Consider the following 20,753-nt stretch of genomic DNA (forward strand, 5'->3'; position numbering starts at 1 on the left):
CTCCCAAATTTTCAATCAAGTTAAGGTACAACGACTGATCATTTACTTGCTTATTCATGAGCTTGTCGCTTTCTACGCCAAAGGACAAATCCAGCTGCGAGCATCAATAATGTACCAACCAGATAGAATCCATTGGCTCCGACGCCACCTGTCTCAGGGATCTCCCAACCGTTTTCGTTATTGACAACATCTAACTTTTGATGTTCTTCATCTTCTTCGTCATCAGATATTGTGACCTCAATTGGCGTCTTGTTCAGTTGATAACCTTCAGGTGCTTTGGTTTCCACTAACCAATAATCACCGAGTTCTAAGTCTTCAATTACAGCGACACCATCTGTTGTTGTGGCCGTCGCAATCACTTCATTGTCGCCATTCTTCAATTGAAATTCAGCTTCGCCACTGGTAATGAGCTCACCATCTTGATCCACTTTATTGATGGTCAAGCTGCCGATAACCTTTTCATAAACGTATGTGACGGTTTGTTCATCGGCTGTGAATTCACCTGTTGGTGGAGCGCCAGTAACTTCTACAAATCGATAACCATCAATATCTTTTTGTTCCGTTTCATACGTTTCACCGAATAGACCATTAAATGACTCTGGGTCTGCTATCGCGTTCCCGTTTTGATCGACATATCCAGCCGTGACCGTCCCACCTTCGAGATCACCTTCAGCAACATAACCGAACCAGACAACTTCATGTGGCTCTGAAGCTAATAGCTCAACATCTGTAGGATCATCTCCAACAGAGAACTGATAGCTATTCACTTGCTGTGGAACAACGTTATAACTTGTGTTGAATGGTAAAGCATCACTATTATTCTCCTGATGAAACACGTTGTATAATGATTCTGCTAAACTAGGATTTCCTACGACATTCCCGTTCGCATCAATCGGGTCGCCATCAATATTGACGCGATAACCCTTAACCTCAATTGTTCCTGGTCCAATTGAAACTTCAGGTACATCAAAATACTCTGTCGCCGATTCATCATGAATGTTTGTATAGTTAAGTGGAGTGTCTCCATTGGTTGGATATAAAGTATCTGAATCAGGATTCTTCGCAAGATCCATTTTCACTTTATATTTCATCCACGGAGGGTCAGCTTCAGTTATAGTGCCGATATCCCATGTGAATGTTTCAGTGTTCTCATCAAATGACACAGACCCTTGAGAGACTTCGACATCTGTATTCGGGTCAAATCCATCAGCTATATCAAAATAATCACCTAACGGATCTGTCACAATAGCATCTTGTGCTGCATAGGCAATATCAGACGAAATGTCACTAAACAATGAGCTTAAGTCATCGTTTCCACCGACATAATAACCCGCATTTTGACTATCTTTCAGCACATTTTCAGCATTGTTGTTACCCCCGACGCCAAAGCCGATTGAATACATGGAATACCCTTGATTCATCGTGTGACGTGCTTCGGAAATTGTTCCAATGCCATTGGTTTCGACAGCATAACCGTCTGCATAATAGGCGGGACCGTTACAAAAAATCCCAAAGAAACAATCACCAAGACTGTAACTACTACCACTACCAACTCGGTCATTATAATTAAATCCTGACAACTCAAAGTTATAGCTGCTGTGAGTCCATGAACTGCTGTTAGCCGTACTAGCTTCATAACTGTAAGTTGGTTCACCGTCACTTAATAACACAATCACTTGTTTATCAGCTGAGCTATTATTTAAAACATCACGAGCTGATTTAATCCCGGCTTGAATATTCGTACCGCCGTAAGCACTTAAACTATTAATCTTTGATTTCAGATTGTTTTTCCCGCTAAATCCTGTGAGACCCGTTTCAACAGTCGAACTTTCGCTAAAACTAACGATCGAAATTCGATTATTTGATCCTTGTAACAGTAAACTATCGACGAATTCATTAGCCGAAGCTTGCATTTGGTTCATACGATTGCCATCGCCCATACTGCCCGATTCATCTAACACGAGCACGATATCAGAAGAGGAAGATAAGTTACGTCCTTCGATATTCAATTCCACTTCCCATTCTGCATCGTTACCTGTCGGGCTAGCCGTTTTATCTAAATTAAGCTCACCCGGCTCCAGATTGTGCGGGTTAAGCATTTGTGATTCGAAACTTCGCATCATACCCGAAGGCGGTCCACCTGGAGGTCCAACTTCGCTATGACTTAACATGCCTTCTTCTTTAAATCCTGGTGTGCGAGGAAGTTCGCCAGCATCCTCTCCGATTATAGTTAGCAGTTGTTCTTTCTGTTGATCATTCAACCCTTCGATTCGTTTAACATCTTCATCACTTAACTCATCTACGGAGAGTTTAGCTATACGTTCAAAAAACGCTTCAAGCGATTCATTCGATTCCTCTTCTAATGATTCATCTGATTCTTCCTTCGACCCATCATCAGGCTTTTCACCTTTAGAATCTTCTTGGTCATCAATAGACGCCTTATCATCATTTTGGCGATCATCTTTTTCCTCATCTAATTCATCTTGTTGTTCCTTAGCTTGTTCTGAAGAATCATCATTTGAGTCAGATGAAGATTCTTGTTGTTCTTTGGATTCAGTCTCATCAGCATTAGATTCGTCTTCTTCATCACTCGGTTTCTCTTCATCTACCGCTGGGTCAGGGTCAGAATCTTCTTGCGATCCTTCTTCTCCTGATTCACCTGCATCATTGTCCTGATTAGAAGTGTCTTCTTCCTTAGGTGCCATATAAGTATGTGTAAAGACATTTCCATTTCGTTCAGTTTCGAAATTGTCCACTGGCAAACTGACTGGCGAATATTGATTCAAAGTGCCATCCGTGGTATATTTCGATAAACTCGAAAACGTAAAGCTTGATTCACTACCAGAAATCAATTTGTCTTGAGTCACATTTCCGCTAGCATCATGAACTTGGTATTCAACATTTGGTAAATTGAAGTCATCTGGAACGCCAATCCATTTTTGTTGAATAGTTAAATCGACGTTGATATCTGGCACAATTTTGACTTCATCGAAAGCTGTCACACCTTGATAAGAGCCATCAACTTTGAATTTGAAGTTCGCCACTTCTTGATTGGTAATGGCTGTTGTGAATGTCATTTGATAAAGCCCTGGATCTACAGGTAATTTAACTTGATAATCTGATCCAGATTGACTCACATCAAAATTAGAAGTTGAGCCATTGAACGTTTTGGATACTACTTGACCAAAACTCAACCCATTACCAAAGTTGATTGATGCAGTTGAACTGTTTTCAGATCCCTCCTCCACTAGCATTGTGACTTTCCACTGAATGGAATCTTGCGAATGGTCTACCTGTTGAATCGTAAATTTATTCCCATCTTGCGAAAACATGGAGTTAGCCGATGCGGTGATAGAAGGCAAAATAGGATTAGCAAGTAGTAGCAAGATCGACATCAGTGAAACAATTTTCACATGCTTCATTTTGTTACCTCCTTTCGAATTTTGAATTTCTTCCCCCTGATAGTTCTAAGTTTAGAATTTTCAAAAAATATAAGTTGTAACATCCGACTATTTTCGTGTATAATAAGACTATAATTGTTGCAATATTATGAAAATAAGAACTTGAGAGTTTACATACATAGAGAGGTAAGGAGGTGAATCTTGGATAAGATTGGCTCGGGTGATCTTCATAGGGGAAATACACAGCGTGTTACGAGGTGACGAACATTATGAAAGACTTAATGTCACTAGACACAGTGAACCAGGATTCGCAGCTTTTTCAATTGCTTGCCTTAAAAGAAGCAATTGAGGAATTCGACCCAAAAGTCATAGCCTGTCTGGAGAAGAAAGATCAGATAGCGTCGGAACATGAATTAACCGAGCTGTGCTTCCAATTGCTGGAGATACCTGAGGAAGATCATTTATTAATATTTAGAATTTATTTCACGAGTCTGATCACTGAGATTATCCGAAGATTCACACTTAGGGGAAGGTTGCAAACAGCTCATTTAGGGAATGGGCTAGCCATCATTGCAATCGTGGAAAATTGGGAAACAGTGGCAGAATTTATGTCCTTAATCCCATGGTTTATCGACAAAGTCATCCATGACATCATAGGATGTGTAGCACTTATTGAATACACTCCGACTATGGGACGAATTTTGAATCTAATAAATGAAAATATCGAAGGAAGCCATCTAACTTTAAAGTGGATTTCCGAGGCTTTAGAGGTTTCAACGTCTCACCTATGTAATATCTTCAAAACAGAAATGGATGAGACGATCGGGTCTTATGTCAATCGCCGAAAAATACAAGAAGCTGCGTTTGACATTAAAGAGTCTCAACTAACATTAACTGAGATTGGTGAAAAATACGGCTTTGGTAGCCAAAGTTATTTTATTCGAACTTTCAAAAGATACATGAATACAACCCCGCTCAAGTATAAAAAACAATACTTCTTAACACATTCAGAAGCTTTATAATCTAGCGAAAAGCCACTTTCATTTTGTGAAAGTGGCTTTTCGTATAGATATTATTAGTTAAAAAAACGTCCCTTCAAACAAATGTTTGAAAGGACGCTTGGCTACTTATTCATATTCTTTTTCGAAATTAAGCGTACTACGAACTGTATCTATATGACGAACTTGAGCTTCGATTTCTTCACGTTTGTCTTCATAAAATGGTGGTAAAGCAAGTTCTTCACCAAGTGTCTCGTATGGCTCATCACCCATAAATCCAGGGCCATCTGTTGCCAGTTCAAATAAGATTTGTGGTGCAACACGGGCATAAAGCGACTGGAAATAGAAACGGTCGACAAGCCCTGAGTTCGGCAGGCCAACTTGGTTATAGACATCAAGCCACTGTTTAAGAGCATCTTCGTCAGGGACACGGAATGCCGCATGGTGCACGGTGCCATACCCTTGACGTGCTTTTGGCAATTCATTATTATGCTCGATAAACACTTGAGCACCATTACCACCTTCACCCACTTCGAATAAATAAAAGCCATCTGCCTGAGCTATTTCTGCGAATCCATAAACACGCTCAAGCACAAGTTTAATCCGCTCAATTTCCGAAACACGAACATGTAAAGGGCCAAGTCCCGTAATCGCGTATTCTAACGGAATAGGTCCATCTTGCCATGGTGTCCCTGATACAACACCTTCATTGTGCTCATCGGAAATAAGCTGATATTGCTGATCATCGAAATCTACAAACGGCAGTACTTGCTTACCGAATTGTGTTTGGATCCCGTCATGCTCGACACCTAGTCGATCAAACCGCTTCACCCAATAATCAAGCGCTTCATCACTTGGAACACGGAACGACGTTAAGAAAATTTCATCCGTTCCATGTTTCCCTTTTGGAACACCTGGGAAATCAAAGAATGTCATATCCGTACCTGGACTTCCTTTATCATCAGCAAAGAATAAGTGATATGTCTGGATATCATCTTGATTCACAGTTTTTTTGACTAATCGCATGCCTAATGTGTATGTGAAAAACTTATAATTCTCTTCTGCACTGCTTGTAATCGCTGTAACATGGTGCATGCCACGCAAACCTTCCATAGGATTGAAGCCTCCATTTCAATTTATCTTGAATTTAAAATAATTATAACAGGTATTCCCTCTGTTTTCAAAACATAACCTCGTCCTATTTATCATAACTTATACTATACTAGGGTGAAAGGGTGGTTGCATGGGGCTGAAGGTACTTAACCTGATTATGCTATTGCTTATGCTCGGATTTAATGTATTCGCAAATCTCCTACCATTAAATGGACAAACTACTGGAGAAATTTCTGATCGTTTAAATGTGTTATTAATACCTGCTGACTATACATTTGGTATATGGGGGTTAATTTATGGTGCGTTAATTGTCTGGGTAATCATGCTGTTTATCAGTCAAAATGGTGATCGCGTCACACAATCACTTGGCTATAGCTTAATTGCTAGTCATATTTTCAATATGACTTGGCTCGTTTTCTTTCATTATGAATGGTTTGGCTTAGCGTTACTTGCAATTATAGCTTTATGGTTCAGTTTATTAGTAAGTTACCGCAGAATTTCCAACACTAATGTAGGAGAAGCTTGGCGAGTGCCAATATCAATTTACTTAGCTTGGGTTACGGTTGCTACCTTAATTAGTATTGCTATTGTGATTAACGTGAATGATTGGTTTACTTGGGTTTCACCAGTCATTGGAACACTATTTTTCATTTGGCTCGCAGCTATTTCTGCTATTATCGGTTTAGGTCGAACAGGTGATATTTGGTTTCCGATCGTTATGATTTGGGCACTCATAGGAATCACGATTAATCGATTAGAATATCCAGTCATTGCTTACAGTTCACTCTGTATTGCTGGTTTACTAGCCGTTGTGATTATTAGCTTCTATTTCACACAACAAAATGCCAGCCGCAACGAAACGACTGACTTGAGTTAAAGAATATTCGTTAGCAGGATTGTGAAATATCCTCGTCTTACTAACAATCCTGCTTATTTTTTAAAGGCTCTGTTATAGTTTAGTGTTAACAAAGTATTGAGTTGTTGAATTGTGAGTAGCGTTGGTGTCGACATTAGTCTTCTGGGTCGTCGATGGTATAGAGCGTGTCTCGAGATCCCGCTGTGACATAGTGATACAGCGAAAAAGGCGCATGATACAGCGCAATTGGTGCTCAATACAGCGAAACCTCATCATTATACAGCGAAAACATGCCTATATACAGCGAAACCATCACTTGATACAGCGAAACTCCCAACACATACAGCGAAACTACACTATACACCGTTAGCGGTTCACAATATCAACAACGGGCTTTAATAAAGCTTTTTTTAAAAACTTAACGCGCGTCCTTCTCGACTTGACCGTCTTTCATAACATAGCGAATATAATCATGATCCTGTAGTTGGTCCAATTCTTCAACTGGATTCCCCTTCGTGACTACAACATCGGCAAGTTTACCAGCTTCTAGTGTTCCCACTTGATTGCCCCAACCTAGACATTCAGCAGCATTTTTCGTGGTCATGACGATTGTATCCATCGCATCCACACCAGCTTCGTTCATTAAAGCTAATTCGCGCAAATTAGTACCGTGTTTCATCACGCCTGCATCGGTTCCCATTGCGATTTTGACACCTTTATCATAGGCAAGCTTAACGCTTTTACGATGAGATTCGATGACTTCCTTCGTCTTATCAACCGCGGATTGTGGCATCCCCTTCTCATCTGCTGTTTCTAATACGGATACTGGAGCTAGCAATGTCGGCACTAAATAGGTCCCCTTTTCGACCATTAAATCAGCTGCTTCTTCATCGACAAATATACCATGTTCAATCGAGTGAATGCCAGCATGTACAGCATTTTTAACCCCTTCAGAGCCCTGGGCGTGAGCCATAACTTTTACACCATTACGGTATTGACCTTCTTGCACAATCGCTTCTAACTCTTGTGGTGAGAATTGAGTAAATGTCGGGTGATCTGTTGGACTTAACACCCCACCTGTTGCATGAACTTTCAACACTTCAGCTCCAGCGCGTAACATTTCTCTCGCCTTTTTCCTTACTTCAGCAACGCCATCACAGCGACCATCTGGCATCCCCCGAAAATCTGATGGTTGAATATCAAGGACATCACCATTCAATTGTGTTCCGTCACCATGGCCACCTGTAATTGTTAAGGCGTTAATACTTAATTGCATTCGTGGCCCTGCAACCAATCCGTTTTGGACAGCTTTTTTAACACCTAAGTCTGTACCAAGTGCATCACGAACTGTTGTCACACCAGCATTCAGTGTTTCTTTCATATATTCTTGAACTTGGAAATATCGGTATGAAAATGGCGTTGTCAGTCGCTCAGATAAAGGCGAATATTCCATCATCATGTGGACATGTGTATCAATAAATCCAGGTAAGATAGCTCCTCCTTCTGCATCAACGACTGCTTCATCACCTGTAGCTTGATAGTTGGATTTTGGACCTACATAGTCAATTTTATTGTCATTAACGACAACGACTTCTCCTTCACGTGGAGCACCTCCGTGCCCGTCAATAACCAATCCGTTTTCAATAATTGTTTGAGCCATGATTATTCCTCCTTAAAGTGTTTGAATGAGAATGCCTGCAATAACGACGGATGCCATCGTGACGGTAGTAAAGCCACCAATTAACATCGGCGAAAGCAACTCATCAAATATCATTTTCTCTTCTTCTTTGTTACGTGCGGTACTTCGACTTACTTCCTCGCAAACGATATAGTCGCCAGGGAAACCAAATAAGGCTGTAAGCGCCACTGGCATTCCCTTAAATGGATGCCAACCAACTAATTTCGATGCTAACCAACCGCCAAAGGCAATGCTCGCTGTACCAACTAGTAAAATCGTTAAAATAGCAGGTAGATTTTCTACGACTTGCATTGGTGTCACGTCAGCCATAGTTCCGATGACGACGAAAATAATAGCAATCATTGTCATCGTAAATGAGTTTGCATGACGCAATGACTCATGTTGATAAAAACCGACTTTCAATCCTATGATTCCGATCGCTAGTGACCATAAACTGTAATGAATCGGTGTTAGTTCGCTTAAAGCAATGGCGATTGCACCACCAACAAAGACACTGAATAATCGTATAACTTGAGATTTCCCTACAGCTGATGATTCCTGATCACTCACACTGTCGCCTTCTTTTTTCACGGGAACAAAAGTCCCTGCGTCGATTTTTTCTTTGATAATAGTTGCATAACGACGCATAAAGTTAAGTGCTAATGGCATTCCGAGTACCCCTTGGAAAGCCACAACCAGCGCAGGAATAACAACAATAGCGGATAAACCAATTTCGGTTAATTTTTCGGAAGTAATAATAAGTGCAACGACGCCTCCGCTAAGAGGTCCAACTCCTGCAACAGCCGTTTGATAATCAAATATTAAGGTAACGACGCTGATGACGATCACTCCGGCAATTGCTATCCCCGCAAGTGCGATAAACACAGCTCTATATTGAACTTTTAAGACTGACAATGGCATCAATGTTCCCATATGTACAATTGCAACAGCAATCAGGATATTACCAAGTCCCGCAAATTGTGATCGGTCTAATATGTCTTCTGGAAAAACCCCTGTCCAAACGAGTAATAAATAACCGACCATAGCGGTTAATAGCATTGGTACCCGTGCCCGTGTTTTAATCGATAGCCATTCACCGAATGCAATGAGTGCGAATACGAGTGTTGTCGCAATAAGTGGTTGATTTAATAGTTGTTCCAATATGAATCCCTCCTGATGTTTTAAAGATGACTATATCACTCGTCTTCACGGGTGTCTAGATTGTTTTCAGATTATTTATACAAATCTAAAAACTGAATAATAATTCATTGTTGACAACTTTTCGCTTGTCGCGTGAACGTAAACGCTTACACACTTTGTAAATATTCGCAATTTTCAATTAAATAATTTAGTAAAAAAACACGCCCCTAACGGACGTGTTTAGCTTATAAATTGGATAATATATCCACCGACAACACCCAGTAGTACAATCATCCAAGCTGGTACTTTCCAAATGTTTAATAGCGCAAATAAAATGACGGCTAACGCGAAGTCAGGTGCATTCATGATTGAACTGCTGACAACGGGATCATAAAACGCAGCTAATAGAATTCCGACCACACTTGCGTTGACACCCATGAGTACGCCTTGAAATGATGACCGTTGACGTAATGTGTTTAAAAACGGCAGAGCAGCAAGTAATAATAGAAACGATGGCAAGAACATTGCAATCGTTGCGACTACTGCCCCTGTGACACCTTCCATAATTGTTCCAAGATAACTTGAGAATGTGAACAGTGGCCCTGGAACAGCTTGTGCCATACCATAACCAGCTAGGAATTCATTCGCTGATAGCAAACCTTGGGGAACAACTTCTCGCTCAAGCATTGGTAAGACAACGTGACCACCACCGAAAACGAGCGAACCAACACGGAAGAATATATCGAATATGTTTAGGAATGGATTATCAATTGCACGGTTTAGTAAAGGCGTCACGATTAAAATCGTCATGAGTGTACCGAGCGACGCAATTCCTAATTTTTTCGAGATGTTAAACGAAAATGGTTGAACTTTGGATTCAGCTTTGTCTTTGAAAAAAGTAAAACCAATCAGTGCAGCCGCTAAAATGACAAGAATCTGCATCCATGCTGATGGATATAGAAGCATAATCGCTGCGGCGACAATTGCAATCGCTAACCGTGATTTATCTGGGGTTAATTTTTGACCTAGTCCGATAAGTGCGTGTAACACCACTGCCGCGGCGACAATTTTCAAGCTTGCGATAAATCCTGCATCATCTAAACTGAATGTTTGGTACATAAGTGCAAAAACAATAAGTACGATCACAGATGGTACTGTGAAACCGAACCACGAGACGAGTCCACCAATAATACCACCCCGGAGCATTCCGATCGATATTCCTACTTGTGAACTGGCAGGTCCCGGTAAAAACTGACAGAGTGCAATAATATCGGCATACATCTTATCATCAAGCCATTTTCGTCGGTCGATATATTCGTCTTTAAAATAAGCCAAATGCGCAACTGGTCCTCCGAATGAAGTTAAGCCAAGTTTTGTTGAGATTAATAGAATTTCGAGCCACGTTTTTATTCTGCTCCTCTGTTCTTGCATATAAATACCTCCCTTTATTTGATTTCTTTAAATAGTTCGTAGGCTTTCTCACGTGCTTCTTGTAAAATGTAAGCCCCTTTGTCTGTCGTTGTATAATACTTGCGGATTTTTCCCTTTACATTACGTTCTTCTTTAGTAAGTAGCCCGTCTGCTTCCATCGAGTGTAAAATCGGATAGAGTGTGCCAGAACTAATGTCGTAACCATGTTCTTTTAACTCTTCTACCATCCACACTCCATAGATCGGATGTTCTGCCGCATGATGCAAAATGTGAATATGAATAAACCCAAGAAACAATTTACGCAAGACCTTGTCTTCCATGGCAACCCTCCTTTTATGGTTGGTATCGAAATCCGATATCGATATTATATAATGGATGTATGGATTGTTTCAACACGATTTGTTGAAACTTTACATGATCTTTACAAAGTTCTATTTGGTCGATGGAAAAATGGATGGTGGCGATGGTAAATGCCATAAACTCGATGGAATCCTATCAATTTCGTTTATAGATTTCTCGATTTAACAAAAAAGAAGCCAAACGAACGCATTCGTTTGGCCCCATCTTGCAATTTATTTCATTATTTCCTTAAGCTTTGAAATAACTTCCCCTATTTATTTCGAAACCTAATCTATTTATCTCATAAATACAGTGATTTATTTAATAATCATCACAGGACACTCGACGCGCTTAGCAACTTTGTGACTGACACTACCTAAAACGAGTGTCTGTAATTGATTCAACCCGCGACTACCGACAATTGCCATATCATATTCGCCACTATTAGCAAATTTAACAATCTCTGGACCTGGTTCACCGTGAAGCATGCGTACGTCATAATCGACACCTGCTTCTTCCAATCTTGCTTCAACTGGTGAAATCTTCTCACGACGACGTTTATCAATCTCAAATTTATTCGCGTGGTGCAGTACATCTTTTTTCGATGCATCACCATCAATAACAAACACAACATCGATCTTGCCTTCACTACTCATAGCTAAATGTATGGCATGTTCCGCTGATCTTAGTGAATGTTCAGATCCATCAGTCGCAAGTAAAATTCGTTTATACATATTGTTCACCTCTACCTTTAATGACCAGATGCGTTAGATAACTCACGCATACGATCTTTTAGCGCTTGGCTATCGTTATTTAAACCTGTAAAAATAACCTTCGTTCCATTTTGCGCAAATTTACCTTCAATCTTATCCAACGCTCCAACAGCTGAATCGTCCCATAAATGAGCTTGTGAAAAATCAATTTCAACGACTTCAAGTGTTGGATCTTGAGGTGTAAGTTTTGTCTGTAAATCCGTAACTGAAGCGAAGAAAATTTGCCCGTTCACAAAGTATCTCATCTTATGCGCTTCTTCGTCCATTTGTTCAGTAACTGTCACTTTGGAAATTTTCGCTGCAAAGAAAATCGCACTTAAAACAACACCTGCTAGCACACCTTTTGATAAATCATGCGTCACAACGACTGTCACAACCGTCGTTAACATGACAGCTGCATCCGATTTTGGTACTTTATGAATGTAACGAACACTCGACCAATCAAATGTACCAATCGAAACCATGATCATCACACCGACGAGGGCAGCCATTGGAATCTGCACAACAAGTGGACCCAGCGCGATAATAAGGAACATAAGGAAGACACCAGCAACAAGTGAAGACAATCGTCCGTTACCACCTGACTTCACGTTAATGACAGACTGTCCGATCATTGCACAACCAGCCATTCCACCGAAAAACCCTGTCGTCACGTTCGCAATACCCTGTCCACGACTTTCTTTATTTTTATCACTTTCGGTGTCCGTCATGTCATCCACAATGCTTGCTGTTAATAATGATTCAAGTAAACCTACCATCGTAAGTGCTAATGCATATGGGAAAATTATTTGTAACGTTTCAAACGTAAGTGGAATATCCGGAATTAAAAAGATTGGTAATTCACGTGTTAAGCTTCCTAGATCACCTACCGTTTTAACATCAAAGCCCATATAAATAGCAAGGCTTGTTATGACAACGATCGCTATAAGCGGTGATGGGATTGATTTAATGAAGCGCGGTACAATATAAATAATAGCTAAAGCTAAACCGACTAATGCATACATCATCCAACCTGCACCTTGAAATTGTTCGATTTGTGACATGAAAATTAAGATTGCTAGAGCGTTAACAAACCCAATCATCACTGACCGTGGAACAAACTTCATAATCGTTGCGAGTTTAAACACACCGAATAATATTTGTAGAACACCTGTTAAGATGGTAGCTGCAAGTAAATATTCTAAACCATGCTCTGCTACTAGGGTAACCATTAAGAGTGCCATCGCACCAGTGGCGCCCGATATCATTCCTGGTCGTCCACCAATAAAGGCGATTACAACTGCTATACAAAACGATGCATACAATCCGACCATCGGATCAACACCTGCTATAATTGAAAAAGCGATGGCTTCCGGAATTAGTGCTAATGCTACGACAATTCCAGCTAACACATCGCCTCGTACATTTCCAAACCATTCCTGTTTCACTTTTGCTAACACTTTATTCGTCCTCTCTATCTATAAATCCAATTGTGTCTTGTTTTTGACACAAAACCTTTACTAGTCTATCACAGAGAGCACGAATCACCTAGCTCCATGTAAGCGTGTACATTGGAAGCACACTTTAATTTGCATTTATATACATCAAAATTCGCTTATTTGCTCGAATTTTGCCTAGTCTAATTTAGTTTTAAATAAATTCTTCAAGTATTGAAATAACTAGGTTTAGTCATTTCAATACTTGAGACACTAATCTCAAAAGTCCGTAGATTTATTTAATAAATCAGGATATTTATTTCAAAAGTGATCTCCACGGATACTCACCAGGTGGATAGCTTTTGAAAAAGCGTTCATCCTTCTGAGTCGGATGTTCAATGCCTAACTGATGCGACCATAGCGCTAGTTGCTGACCAGGTTTGTTCACTTTCACCCCGTATTTCTGATCACCATAAAGAGGACAGCCGATCGTACTTAGTTGAACGCGTATTTGATGCGGACGACCTGTTATTAAATTTACTTTAATGAGTGATAAGCCATCTTCTTCCGCTAAAACATCATACTCTAACACGGCCTTTTTGGCACCTTTTGCGTCCGATTTAGCAATATACACTTGATTTTTCGACTGATCTTTTACTAAATAATGTTCTAAACGCCCATGCGAATCAGCAGGGCGACCACGCACCACCGCGTAATATTCCTTCGTCCAGACATTACGACGAATTTGATCAGACAATCTCGAAGCTGCTTTTGATGTCTTGGCAAACACCATTACCCCACCTACAGGTCGATCTAAACGATGGACAAGACCAAGATAAACATTCCCAGGCTTGGCATCACGTTCTTTAATCATTTGTTTTAAATGACTCAACAAATCAACATCCTTTGACTGGTCCTCCTGCACAGGCATATTCACAGGTTTTTCAACAACCAATAAATGATTATCTTCAAATAGTATAGGTATAGTCATCATAAATCTCCTTTTATTTCTTTCATTTCTTTCTATCATAGCACAAAGCTAAACTAGCACTTATAGGCTTGTGCTAATTTTTTCCTATTGCTAAACTTAATACAAAACTGACACAAAAGACAATAACCATCGTCTAATCAAGTGAATTTAGAATCGGAGGCAATAGACATGTCTAAACAAGAAATCGTTTCCGACTGGTTTTACCAATATAATCATGATGTCTACCATTTCCTTGTCTACTATACAGGCAGACGAGATCCAGAAGACCTGGTACAAGAAGTATTTATCAAAGCATTAAAAGGTTTAGATAAATTTAGTGGCGACTCGAGTCCAAAAACATGGTTATTTAGTATAGCCCGTAACGTTGCAATTGATGAAATTCGTAAACAAAAACGACGTGGCACAGACCAACAGGTGAATTTAGACGAAGCTTATAACATCGGTCATAATGAAACGCCTGACCAACTCGTTTTAATTGATGAACGTCACCAGGAATTATATAACGCTATTCAACAACTAAAACCGAGCTATAAAGACGTTGTGATGTTACGCGGTATTAAAGAGTTGTCTGTCGATGAAACGGCTAAAGTACTCAATTGGTCGAATCAAAAAGTACGGACAACATATTCACGGGCCCTAAAAGCGCTTGGACAGATCCAAGGAGGATTTAACAATGAGTGAATTTGAAGATAAAAAAGTAGAAAAACAATTAAAATCCTTCCCAAAACAAGAGATGTCAGACGAACAAGTCGAACGCATGCATGCAGATTTAATGAAAGCGGCTGCTAGCGAAGACCAAAAAGATAAAAGGAGAATGCTTATGCGTCGAATCGTAATTGGTGGCACGTCTGTAGCGGCGATTGTGTTAATTGCTTTTCTCAGCATGATGATCATGAATAACAACCAAGCACAAAATCCTGAATCATCAAGTATGGATCAAGCAAATAAGCTACAAGAGGATGAATCATTTGAAGCTAACGAAGAAAATAGAGATAGCCCTGGAAATGAAGAAGGTTCCACAGAAAACAGTGAAGCCCAAAATGGCTCTGGTGGGGCACAAAGTGATGAAGAAGCTAGTAATAATGGAGACAATAGTGACATGACCTCTGAATCTGAAAGCTCAGAAGAGTCGTCTAATCAATCACCTGAAGATTTTGTCTTGGAACGTGCCGATCAAATTATTGATCAATTAGCGAACAGCAATTATGAAGCTGTCGCAGAACATGTTCATGAGGATCAAGGCTTACTATTCTCACCTTATGTGAATGTGAGTGATGAAGATTTAGTATTCGAAGCTAATGAAGTCGCTCAATTTGCATCTGATGAATCAACTTACAATTGGGGTAATCAAGACGGAAGTGGAAAACCAATCGAACTAAAGCCAATGGACTATCATAACGACTATGTATTCCCTAAGAACTATACGTCTTATGATGAACGAAACATTAATAAATTCAAAGATCGTAGTGGCTCTACGATTAATAATATCAATGAGCAATTCCCAGATGCTCACGTTGTAGAATATTATGTAGAAGGCAGTGGCGAAAGTGCAGATATGAACTGGAATGCCATCAACCTTGTATTCGAACAAAATGATCAAGGCGAATGGAAGCTCGTCGCCATTGTCAATGACCAGTGGACAATTTAAACGTTAATGAACTTGGCTCAAACGCCAAGTTCTTTTTTTATGCTCGAAAAGCTTTGCATAAAATATTATTTATATTGCATTATAATCATGTTTCTTTGAATCAAATTTTATGTAACTTACCCCAAAATTGATTAATCCATCAAAAAAGAGGTACTTCATATAGAAGCACCTCTTTATGGGAATTTGTCACACTCGCGCTTGCACAGCGTTTACAACTTCATCAGTCGACATGCCATGGCAGTTCACAACTGGTGCACTCGTCGTTTTGTCACTCATGCCCATCACATTGTTATCCTGCCCTGACACACAGCAACAATCGCATTCAGGAACTTGTCCACCTTCAAGCGCGACAACTTCATACCCTTCTTGTGTAAGCGCTTGTTCTAAATCCGACATGCTTTGTTCAACAGCAATTCGCGGCATTTTCTCACCTCCGTTTAAGCAAGCTTAGTCTTAAACAGAAGGTCTTTTTTTATGCTCCACTCACCCGAACTGCGTTTAAAATTGCTTGTTCTAACGTATCACAAGCTAAATCCGATACAACATTAACGTCATACTTTTCATCACCTGTTCCAAGTGCAAATACCGTATCACCATCTAACATGGTGTGTGCAGGCGACATCGTACGAGCGATTGCATTTTGTGCGACTTGGGCTACTTTTGTCGCTTCTGCTTTCGTCAAGCTAGCATTTGCTGCGATCACAGCCAGTGTCGTATTTGTTCCAGCTAAGCCGCTAGGATCAGGCTGTTCTCGCAACACTTGTCTGCTATTTAGAAATTCACCTGTTTCTAGATTACGGGCACCCGCAACAATCGTATCTGTCGATGGATTGACGACGTCACCAAATGCATTAACGGCTACAAGTGCTCCTACGACTAACCCATTATCAAGTGTGATCGATGCACTACCAATACCACTTGGGCTCGCCGCATCAAATCCAACGACTTTACCCACTGTAGCACCAGCCCCTGCACCAACAGATCCCTGAATAACAGGAAATTCCGTCGCTCGTTCAGCTGCTTCATAACCCATTGCTGCATTCGGCCTAACAGATGGGTCCCCTACTGCTAAATCAAATAAAATCGCGCTCGGGACGATCGGAACTTTCGCAACTCCTACATCCATGCCGACCTCTTGTTCTTCTAAGTACTGCATGACGCCTCCCGCTGCATCAAGACCGTATGCACTACCGCCGGCTAAACTAATGGCATGGACTTGATCGACGAGATTAACTGGATCTAATAAATCCGTCTCTCGTGTTCCTGGAGCAGATCCACGGACATCCACGCCACATGTCGCCCCTTTATCTGTCACAATCACTGTACAACCTGTTTTGGCTACTTGATCATCAGCATGGCCAACACGAACACCTGGAACTTGAGTAATTGTCATGCTTCATCAACCTCCAACTCCAAAACCATTCGTACTGTTGATAATGTATGGCCTGCGAATACTTCATCGAATTCTTTCACTACTTTAAAACTTTTCGCTTCGTAAAAGCGCATTCCGACTTCATTCTCTTTTTCCACATCGACATAAAGATAACGAAGCGACATTAATTGTTGGATTCCAGTCTGCAATAACATACTCCCAATACCTTGCCCGATATGGTCAGGGTGCATATAAATGGCGACTAGATCCGCATCCCCTTGTTCATTGACTGGTGTGAAATTCGAAAAACCAATAATCCCATTCTCATCTTCAGCAACCCAAAAACCGCCCCGCATCAAGCGTTGCTGCATATTATAATCGCTGTACGCTTCGGTTAAAAATGCATCTTGCACGTGACGTGGCAAAATATCCTCATATGTATGATGCCAACTTGCTTGCGCCACCTCACGCACTGCCTGAAAGTCATTTTGGTCTAAAGCTCGTACTGTTACTGACACGGTGCAAGCCCCCTTAAAATCATTTCTACCTAAAATTGTATCACAATTTACATAGAACAGATATAAAAATGTCATTTTTTATGTGAAATTTCTGACTATTTACTTTCTTTTATCTTATAAACCCATTTCATAACAATCATCATAATCCTGCTTTAGCACCCAACTTCGACAGGCGTCACCACGATCGTGATAAATTTCACTTGTTACATCTAAGGTTACACTTCGATCTTGATTTTGATAGCGAGGGGCATTGTTTTCAATCTCTAATGTCTCATCACCAACCCAATTCATTTGGAAGTCTTGTTTGGCATCACTATAGTAAATGATTTTCGTTTGATCATCGTTTGTATGGTTAACAACTTCAACCCAAACATTCACTCCCCCTGCAGCTCCACCGTATGGTTCGTAATAAGCATTGGCCGAATATGTATCATCTGGTGAATCAATTGGGCCTGGTCCATCCTGTACATGAGCCTGATTAATTTCTTCAAACGTAAAGAAATAACGCTCATAAATGATGGTTGACCCCAGTAATAAAGCGCATGACATCGTTGCAATAAGCATTTTTCTAGGAAAAGGCTTATTTTTAATAACGGAAACGACAATCATGATCATTAATGTAAGCAATAATGTAATTGTGATAACTGCCATGAACAATGCTAGTAAAATAATCATATTTTAACCTTTCAACAAAATTTTTGACGACGGATTGGTTGGAAATGTGATGACAACTGAGAAACATTCCACTTTATGTAATAGTGATGACGATTCATCAGCGGTATTCAGTGGTTTTCCATCGAGCTTGTTGCACTTACCATCGACTCAGTTTGCGTTATCATCGAGTCTAGTGCACTTTCCATCGAGTTAGTACGCGTTTCCATCGAGCTTGCATAGTTTACCATCGACATAAGAGGATTTACCCGTGAGTTCGCACGTTTTACCAGCGAGTTCATAATCCGTACACAATAACCCCGAAATCAAGTTGAGAGTTTATTCCAATTAAGACGACAATCAAGAGAGATAACACCAAGTTAACCCAAAATGTTGCTCCTCGTCCGTTTAATTTGGCTCGATAGGCCTCAAATAGAGTGGTAACCAAAATAGACATAAACAAAAATGTATACCCTAACTTATAAGCTTCTTCTAAAAATAAAAAATAAATAGTCGCTCCAATTAATCCAAATCCAATAATTAGATAAAATGTTTTTATTTTAGCATTCGGCGATATATTTTCTTCACTCATAAAGAATACATTCCTTTCAAAAACTGAACTTTTTCAGCTTGGTACATGCTTCATAATGAGTCACCTTTACTAGGTTTTTACACGCTAACCTACGACCATGATACTGCTCTTTCCCTATATCTAATTTCATTAACTTTATTACATAATTTTCTCTAAACCATCAAATATAAATACTGTTGGCGAATCTTAACGGCACTTACGTTAAGTACCATTAACACCAACAGCATAACGCACTTATTAAGTCTTTTTATCACGAATTCGCACGATTTATCAGCGAGTTTAATCCCGTTTATCCATTAATAAATCCACAATCTCATCTGAATCCATCTTATAAATATATAGATCAATTTTTACTAATGGTTCACCTAAATAAAACACCAGTTGATTTTGCTTTTGATCACTCATCAATTCTAATGTAATATTTGATTGTACCACTGGTTGATAATAGCGACGTAACTCGACTTCTGACAACGTATCTAATATGTCTTCTATTTCATCCTCTTCTTCTAACTCTGTTACATAAACATCATCTGGACTAAAACTCGTTTTAATGGTCATACTTGTAATATCTTCTTCACTAAGCTCATCTAAAAAAGCTTCATCCATGGTCGTAAAGCCTTGTAAATAAGTGAACAGTCCCGTTGAGCCAATAACTACGATACTAATGATTGTGAGCCATTGAATTAAACGTTTACTTTTCCCGTCTATGTATATACGAATAATAGTAGCAATCACGGCTAATCCTAACGAAATCGGTAGCCAAGTAATAAGAATATCTGTGATCATAAATCGACCCGTTACATAAACCACTCCAGTCAAAGCAAAACCTAACACCAGTATAATCGTCATAAGTGGCGACCACCACCATGCAAGATTATAAGACATAGCAACTCCACCGAATAACACAAGCATTAACGACAAGACAACCACCGAATCAAATTCAAGTAACACACCAATTCCCCCAAAATTTTCAAACTTGATAACCCTTATTTTACCGATATAATTTGTAAAAATCAAAATCTTTTCCAATTAAATGTCAATTAATCGTAAGGCTATTCATTATACGTTATAATAGAATGAGAAATTATGATTGAGGTGAAGATCTATGAAGCGAGTATTAATGATTGGACTTATTTTATTAACAGCTGTTTTAGCTGGATTAAACCGTTTTTATCATCAACCTTGGTTATTTTGGGCTTCTTTAATTACGATTCTGGTCACATTAGCTATTGTAGTCATAACAGGTGTTAAACGAAATAAAGACGTTAACGACTGATTTTCTGTTCAAAGAAAACCTCTTCAACGTTAGTTCCGTCAACACGATTATTAAACTGAATGCCTTCTTGTTCCAAATGCACTTCTAAAGTACCGTTATTTCCATAGCGATCGGAATCGTAATCAAATGCTCCCACTCCATCCTCTAACCCTTCTAAAGGACCAAGTATCGATTTTAAAATACGGCCATCATGATCTATTAAATCATACTGAATTTGGTATTGCCCCTCTTCTTCGAATAATTGAATTTGCTTATATGAGGTCCCTTCCCCTGAATAAGTTGACCACGTCCCCAAATACTCTGATGGATGATCAGGGTTTCCTGCTTCAAACGGCTTTAAAGCTTCAGCCATTTCATCTACTTGCTCAGCTGACTCGTCATTTTGTTGACAAGCTCCAATTAACAACAAGCTACAGATTATGATGATACTTAATCGTTTCATGTTAACTCCTTCCTTTCTGCCCTTATTATAGATGATACCTACCTAAAAGCATATCCGTCACGAAATTTTCACCCACAATCTAGCCATTTTAATTAAAAAAAACGGACAAAAGGCGTACA

General features: G+C 39.8%; 21 protein-coding genes. 5 read left to right on the plus strand and 16 right to left on the minus strand.

The window, feature by feature from the left end; all coding sequences use genetic code 11:
- Window positions 1–50: 50 nt before the first annotated feature.
- Window positions 51–3,422 (minus strand): MucBP domain-containing protein, encoded by a 3,372-nt coding sequence (locus tag FHR85_RS12640; RefSeq protein ID WP_167263822.1) that lies wholly within the window; start codon window positions 3,420–3,422, stop codon window positions 51–53.
- Between the two features lie 248 nt (window positions 3,423–3,670).
- Between FHR85_RS12640 and FHR85_RS12645 the strand changes: the two genes are divergently transcribed.
- Window positions 3,671–4,423, plus strand: coding sequence for a helix-turn-helix transcriptional regulator (locus FHR85_RS12645; protein ID WP_167263824.1), 753 nt, complete (start codon window positions 3,671–3,673; stop codon window positions 4,421–4,423).
- Window positions 4,424–4,528: 105 nt separating this feature from the next.
- Here FHR85_RS12645 and FHR85_RS12650 read toward each other — a convergent pair whose 3' ends face one another.
- Window positions 4,529–5,512, minus strand: coding sequence for a ring-cleaving dioxygenase (locus tag FHR85_RS12650; protein ID WP_167263826.1), 984 nt, complete (start codon window positions 5,510–5,512; stop codon window positions 4,529–4,531).
- A gap of 130 nt (window positions 5,513–5,642) precedes the next feature.
- Between FHR85_RS12650 and FHR85_RS12655 the strand changes: the two genes are divergently transcribed.
- Window positions 5,643–6,389, plus strand: coding sequence for a TspO/MBR family protein (locus FHR85_RS12655; protein ID WP_167263828.1), 747 nt, complete (start codon window positions 5,643–5,645; stop codon window positions 6,387–6,389).
- Window positions 6,390–6,786: 397 nt separating this feature from the next.
- On the opposite strand, the gene FHR85_RS12660 is transcribed toward FHR85_RS12655, so the two are convergent.
- From FHR85_RS12660 to FHR85_RS12690, 7 genes are all read right to left on the minus strand, one after another.
- Window positions 6,787–8,028, minus strand: coding sequence for a metal-dependent hydrolase family protein (locus FHR85_RS12660; protein ID WP_167263830.1), 1,242 nt, complete (start codon window positions 8,026–8,028; stop codon window positions 6,787–6,789).
- Window positions 8,029–8,040: 12 nt separating this feature from the next.
- The gene (locus tag FHR85_RS12665) at window positions 8,041–9,207 is read right to left on the minus strand and encodes a hypothetical protein (protein ID WP_167263832.1); all 1,167 of its coding nucleotides are present in this window, start codon (window positions 9,205–9,207) and stop codon (window positions 8,041–8,043) included.
- 219 nt (window positions 9,208–9,426) lie between these two features.
- Window positions 9,427–10,617 (minus strand): chromate efflux transporter, encoded by a 1,191-nt coding sequence (chrA, locus tag FHR85_RS12670; RefSeq protein ID WP_167263834.1) that lies wholly within the window; start codon window positions 10,615–10,617, stop codon window positions 9,427–9,429.
- A gap of 14 nt (window positions 10,618–10,631) precedes the next feature.
- Window positions 10,632–10,937, minus strand: a complete 306-nt coding sequence (locus tag FHR85_RS12675) for a PadR family transcriptional regulator (protein WP_167263837.1) — start codon at window positions 10,935–10,937, stop codon at window positions 10,632–10,634.
- Window positions 10,938–11,273: 336 nt separating this feature from the next.
- Window positions 11,274–11,690, minus strand: a complete 417-nt coding sequence (locus FHR85_RS12680; protein WP_167263839.1) for a universal stress protein — start codon at window positions 11,688–11,690, stop codon at window positions 11,274–11,276.
- A gap of 17 nt (window positions 11,691–11,707) precedes the next feature.
- Complete coding sequence (locus tag FHR85_RS12685; protein WP_167263841.1) at window positions 11,708–13,168, minus strand: SulP family inorganic anion transporter; 1,461 nt, start codon at window positions 13,166–13,168, stop codon at window positions 11,708–11,710.
- Between the two features lie 292 nt (window positions 13,169–13,460).
- Window positions 13,461–14,135: an RluA family pseudouridine synthase gene (locus FHR85_RS12690; RefSeq protein WP_167263843.1), complete on the minus strand. Its 675-nt coding sequence runs from the start codon at window positions 14,133–14,135 to the stop codon at window positions 13,461–13,463.
- 168 nt (window positions 14,136–14,303) lie between these two features.
- On the opposite strand from FHR85_RS12690, the gene FHR85_RS12695 reads away from it, so the two are divergent.
- Together FHR85_RS12695 and FHR85_RS12700 are read left to right on the plus strand one after the other, a co-directional pair.
- The gene (locus tag FHR85_RS12695) at window positions 14,304–14,816 is read left to right on the plus strand and encodes an RNA polymerase sigma factor (RefSeq protein WP_167263845.1); all 513 of its coding nucleotides are present in this window, start codon (window positions 14,304–14,306) and stop codon (window positions 14,814–14,816) included.
- The gene (locus FHR85_RS12700; RefSeq protein WP_167263847.1) at window positions 14,809–15,783 is read left to right on the plus strand and encodes a hypothetical protein; all 975 of its coding nucleotides are present in this window, start codon (window positions 14,809–14,811) and stop codon (window positions 15,781–15,783) included. Before FHR85_RS12695 ends, FHR85_RS12700 begins: the two co-directional genes overlap by 8 nt.
- Window positions 15,784–15,969: 186 nt before the next feature.
- Here FHR85_RS12700 and FHR85_RS12705 read toward each other — a convergent pair whose 3' ends face one another.
- From FHR85_RS12705 to FHR85_RS12730, 6 genes are all read right to left on the minus strand, one after another.
- Window positions 15,970–16,206 (minus strand): YkuS family protein, encoded by a 237-nt coding sequence (locus tag FHR85_RS12705; RefSeq protein ID WP_167263848.1) that lies wholly within the window; start codon window positions 16,204–16,206, stop codon window positions 15,970–15,972.
- Window positions 16,207–16,255: 49 nt separating this feature from the next.
- Window positions 16,256–17,176 carry a P1 family peptidase gene (locus tag FHR85_RS12710; RefSeq protein WP_167263850.1) on the minus strand — a complete coding sequence of 307 codons (921 nt, stop codon included), beginning with the start codon at window positions 17,174–17,176 and terminating at the stop codon, window positions 16,256–16,258.
- The gene (locus FHR85_RS12715; protein ID WP_167263852.1) at window positions 17,173–17,673 is read right to left on the minus strand and encodes a GNAT family N-acetyltransferase; all 501 of its coding nucleotides are present in this window, start codon (window positions 17,671–17,673) and stop codon (window positions 17,173–17,175) included. Before FHR85_RS12715 ends, FHR85_RS12710 begins: the two co-directional genes overlap by 4 nt.
- 114 nt (window positions 17,674–17,787) lie before the next feature.
- A complete protein-coding gene (locus FHR85_RS12720) occupies window positions 17,788–18,348 on the minus strand; it encodes a DUF5412 family protein (RefSeq protein ID WP_208379686.1) in 561 nt (186 codons plus the stop codon).
- Between the two features lie 274 nt (window positions 18,349–18,622).
- Window positions 18,623–18,916, minus strand: coding sequence for a hypothetical protein (locus FHR85_RS12725; protein WP_167263854.1), 294 nt, complete (start codon window positions 18,914–18,916; stop codon window positions 18,623–18,625).
- A gap of 279 nt (window positions 18,917–19,195) precedes the next feature.
- Window positions 19,196–19,867 (minus strand): hypothetical protein, encoded by a 672-nt coding sequence (locus FHR85_RS12730; protein WP_167263856.1) that lies wholly within the window; start codon window positions 19,865–19,867, stop codon window positions 19,196–19,198.
- Between the two features lie 154 nt (window positions 19,868–20,021).
- On the opposite strand from FHR85_RS12730, the gene FHR85_RS12735 reads away from it, so the two are divergent.
- The gene (locus FHR85_RS12735) at window positions 20,022–20,192 is read left to right on the plus strand and encodes a hypothetical protein (protein WP_167263858.1); all 171 of its coding nucleotides are present in this window, start codon (window positions 20,022–20,024) and stop codon (window positions 20,190–20,192) included.
- Here FHR85_RS12735 and FHR85_RS12740 read toward each other — a convergent pair.
- Window positions 20,182–20,634 carry a hypothetical protein gene (locus FHR85_RS12740; protein WP_167263860.1) on the minus strand — a complete coding sequence of 151 codons (453 nt, stop codon included), beginning with the start codon at window positions 20,632–20,634 and terminating at the stop codon, window positions 20,182–20,184. The two genes, FHR85_RS12735 and FHR85_RS12740, sit on opposite strands and share 11 nt — an antisense overlap.
- Window positions 20,635–20,753 lie beyond the last annotated feature (119 nt).

Origin of the sequence: Alkalibacillus almallahensis (assembly GCF_011761495.1) — a bacterium.
In the GTDB taxonomy this organism is placed as follows: Bacteria; Bacillota; Bacilli; order Bacillales; family Alkalibacillaceae; genus Alkalibacillus; species Alkalibacillus almallahensis.

Coding starts and splice junctions, on each gene's coding strand:
- FHR85_RS12640 (WP_167263822.1), bottom strand. CDS start 3,422: ATGAAGCATGTGAAAATTGTTTCACTGATGTCGATCTTGCTACTACTT.
- FHR85_RS12725 (WP_167263854.1), bottom strand. CDS start 18,916: ATGAGTGAAGAAAATATATCGCCGAATGCTAAAATAAAAACATTTTAT.
- FHR85_RS12655 (WP_167263828.1), top strand. CDS start 5,643: ATGGGGCTGAAGGTACTTAACCTGATTATGCTATTGCTTATGCTCGGA.
- FHR85_RS12690 (WP_167263843.1), bottom strand. CDS start 14,135: ATGACTATACCTATACTATTTGAAGATAATCATTTATTGGTTGTTGAA.
- FHR85_RS12700 (WP_167263847.1), top strand. CDS start 14,809: ATGAGTGAATTTGAAGATAAAAAAGTAGAAAAACAATTAAAATCCTTC.
- FHR85_RS12695 (WP_167263845.1), top strand. CDS start 14,304: ATGTCTAAACAAGAAATCGTTTCCGACTGGTTTTACCAATATAATCAT.
- chrA (WP_167263834.1), bottom strand. CDS start 10,617: ATGCAAGAACAGAGGAGCAGAATAAAAACGTGGCTCGAAATTCTATTA.
- FHR85_RS12650 (WP_167263826.1), bottom strand. CDS start 5,512: ATGGAAGGTTTGCGTGGCATGCACCATGTTACAGCGATTACAAGCAGT.
- FHR85_RS12735 (WP_167263858.1), top strand. CDS start 20,022: ATGAAGCGAGTATTAATGATTGGACTTATTTTATTAACAGCTGTTTTA.
- FHR85_RS12740 (WP_167263860.1), bottom strand. CDS start 20,634: ATGAAACGATTAAGTATCATCATAATCTGTAGCTTGTTGTTAATTGGA.
- FHR85_RS12720 (WP_208379686.1), bottom strand. CDS start 18,348: ATGATTATTTTACTAGCATTGTTCATGGCAGTTATCACAATTACATTA.
- FHR85_RS12705 (WP_167263848.1), bottom strand. CDS start 16,206: ATGCCGCGAATTGCTGTTGAACAAAGCATGTCGGATTTAGAACAAGCG.
- FHR85_RS12710 (WP_167263850.1), bottom strand. CDS start 17,176: ATGACAATTACTCAAGTTCCAGGTGTTCGTGTTGGCCATGCTGATGAT.
- FHR85_RS12675 (WP_167263837.1), bottom strand. CDS start 10,937: ATGGAAGACAAGGTCTTGCGTAAATTGTTTCTTGGGTTTATTCATATT.
- FHR85_RS12645 (WP_167263824.1), top strand. CDS start 3,671: ATGAAAGACTTAATGTCACTAGACACAGTGAACCAGGATTCGCAGCTT.
- FHR85_RS12680 (WP_167263839.1), bottom strand. CDS start 11,690: ATGTATAAACGAATTTTACTTGCGACTGATGGATCTGAACATTCACTA.
- FHR85_RS12660 (WP_167263830.1), bottom strand. CDS start 8,028: ATGGCTCAAACAATTATTGAAAACGGATTGGTTATTGACGGGCACGGA.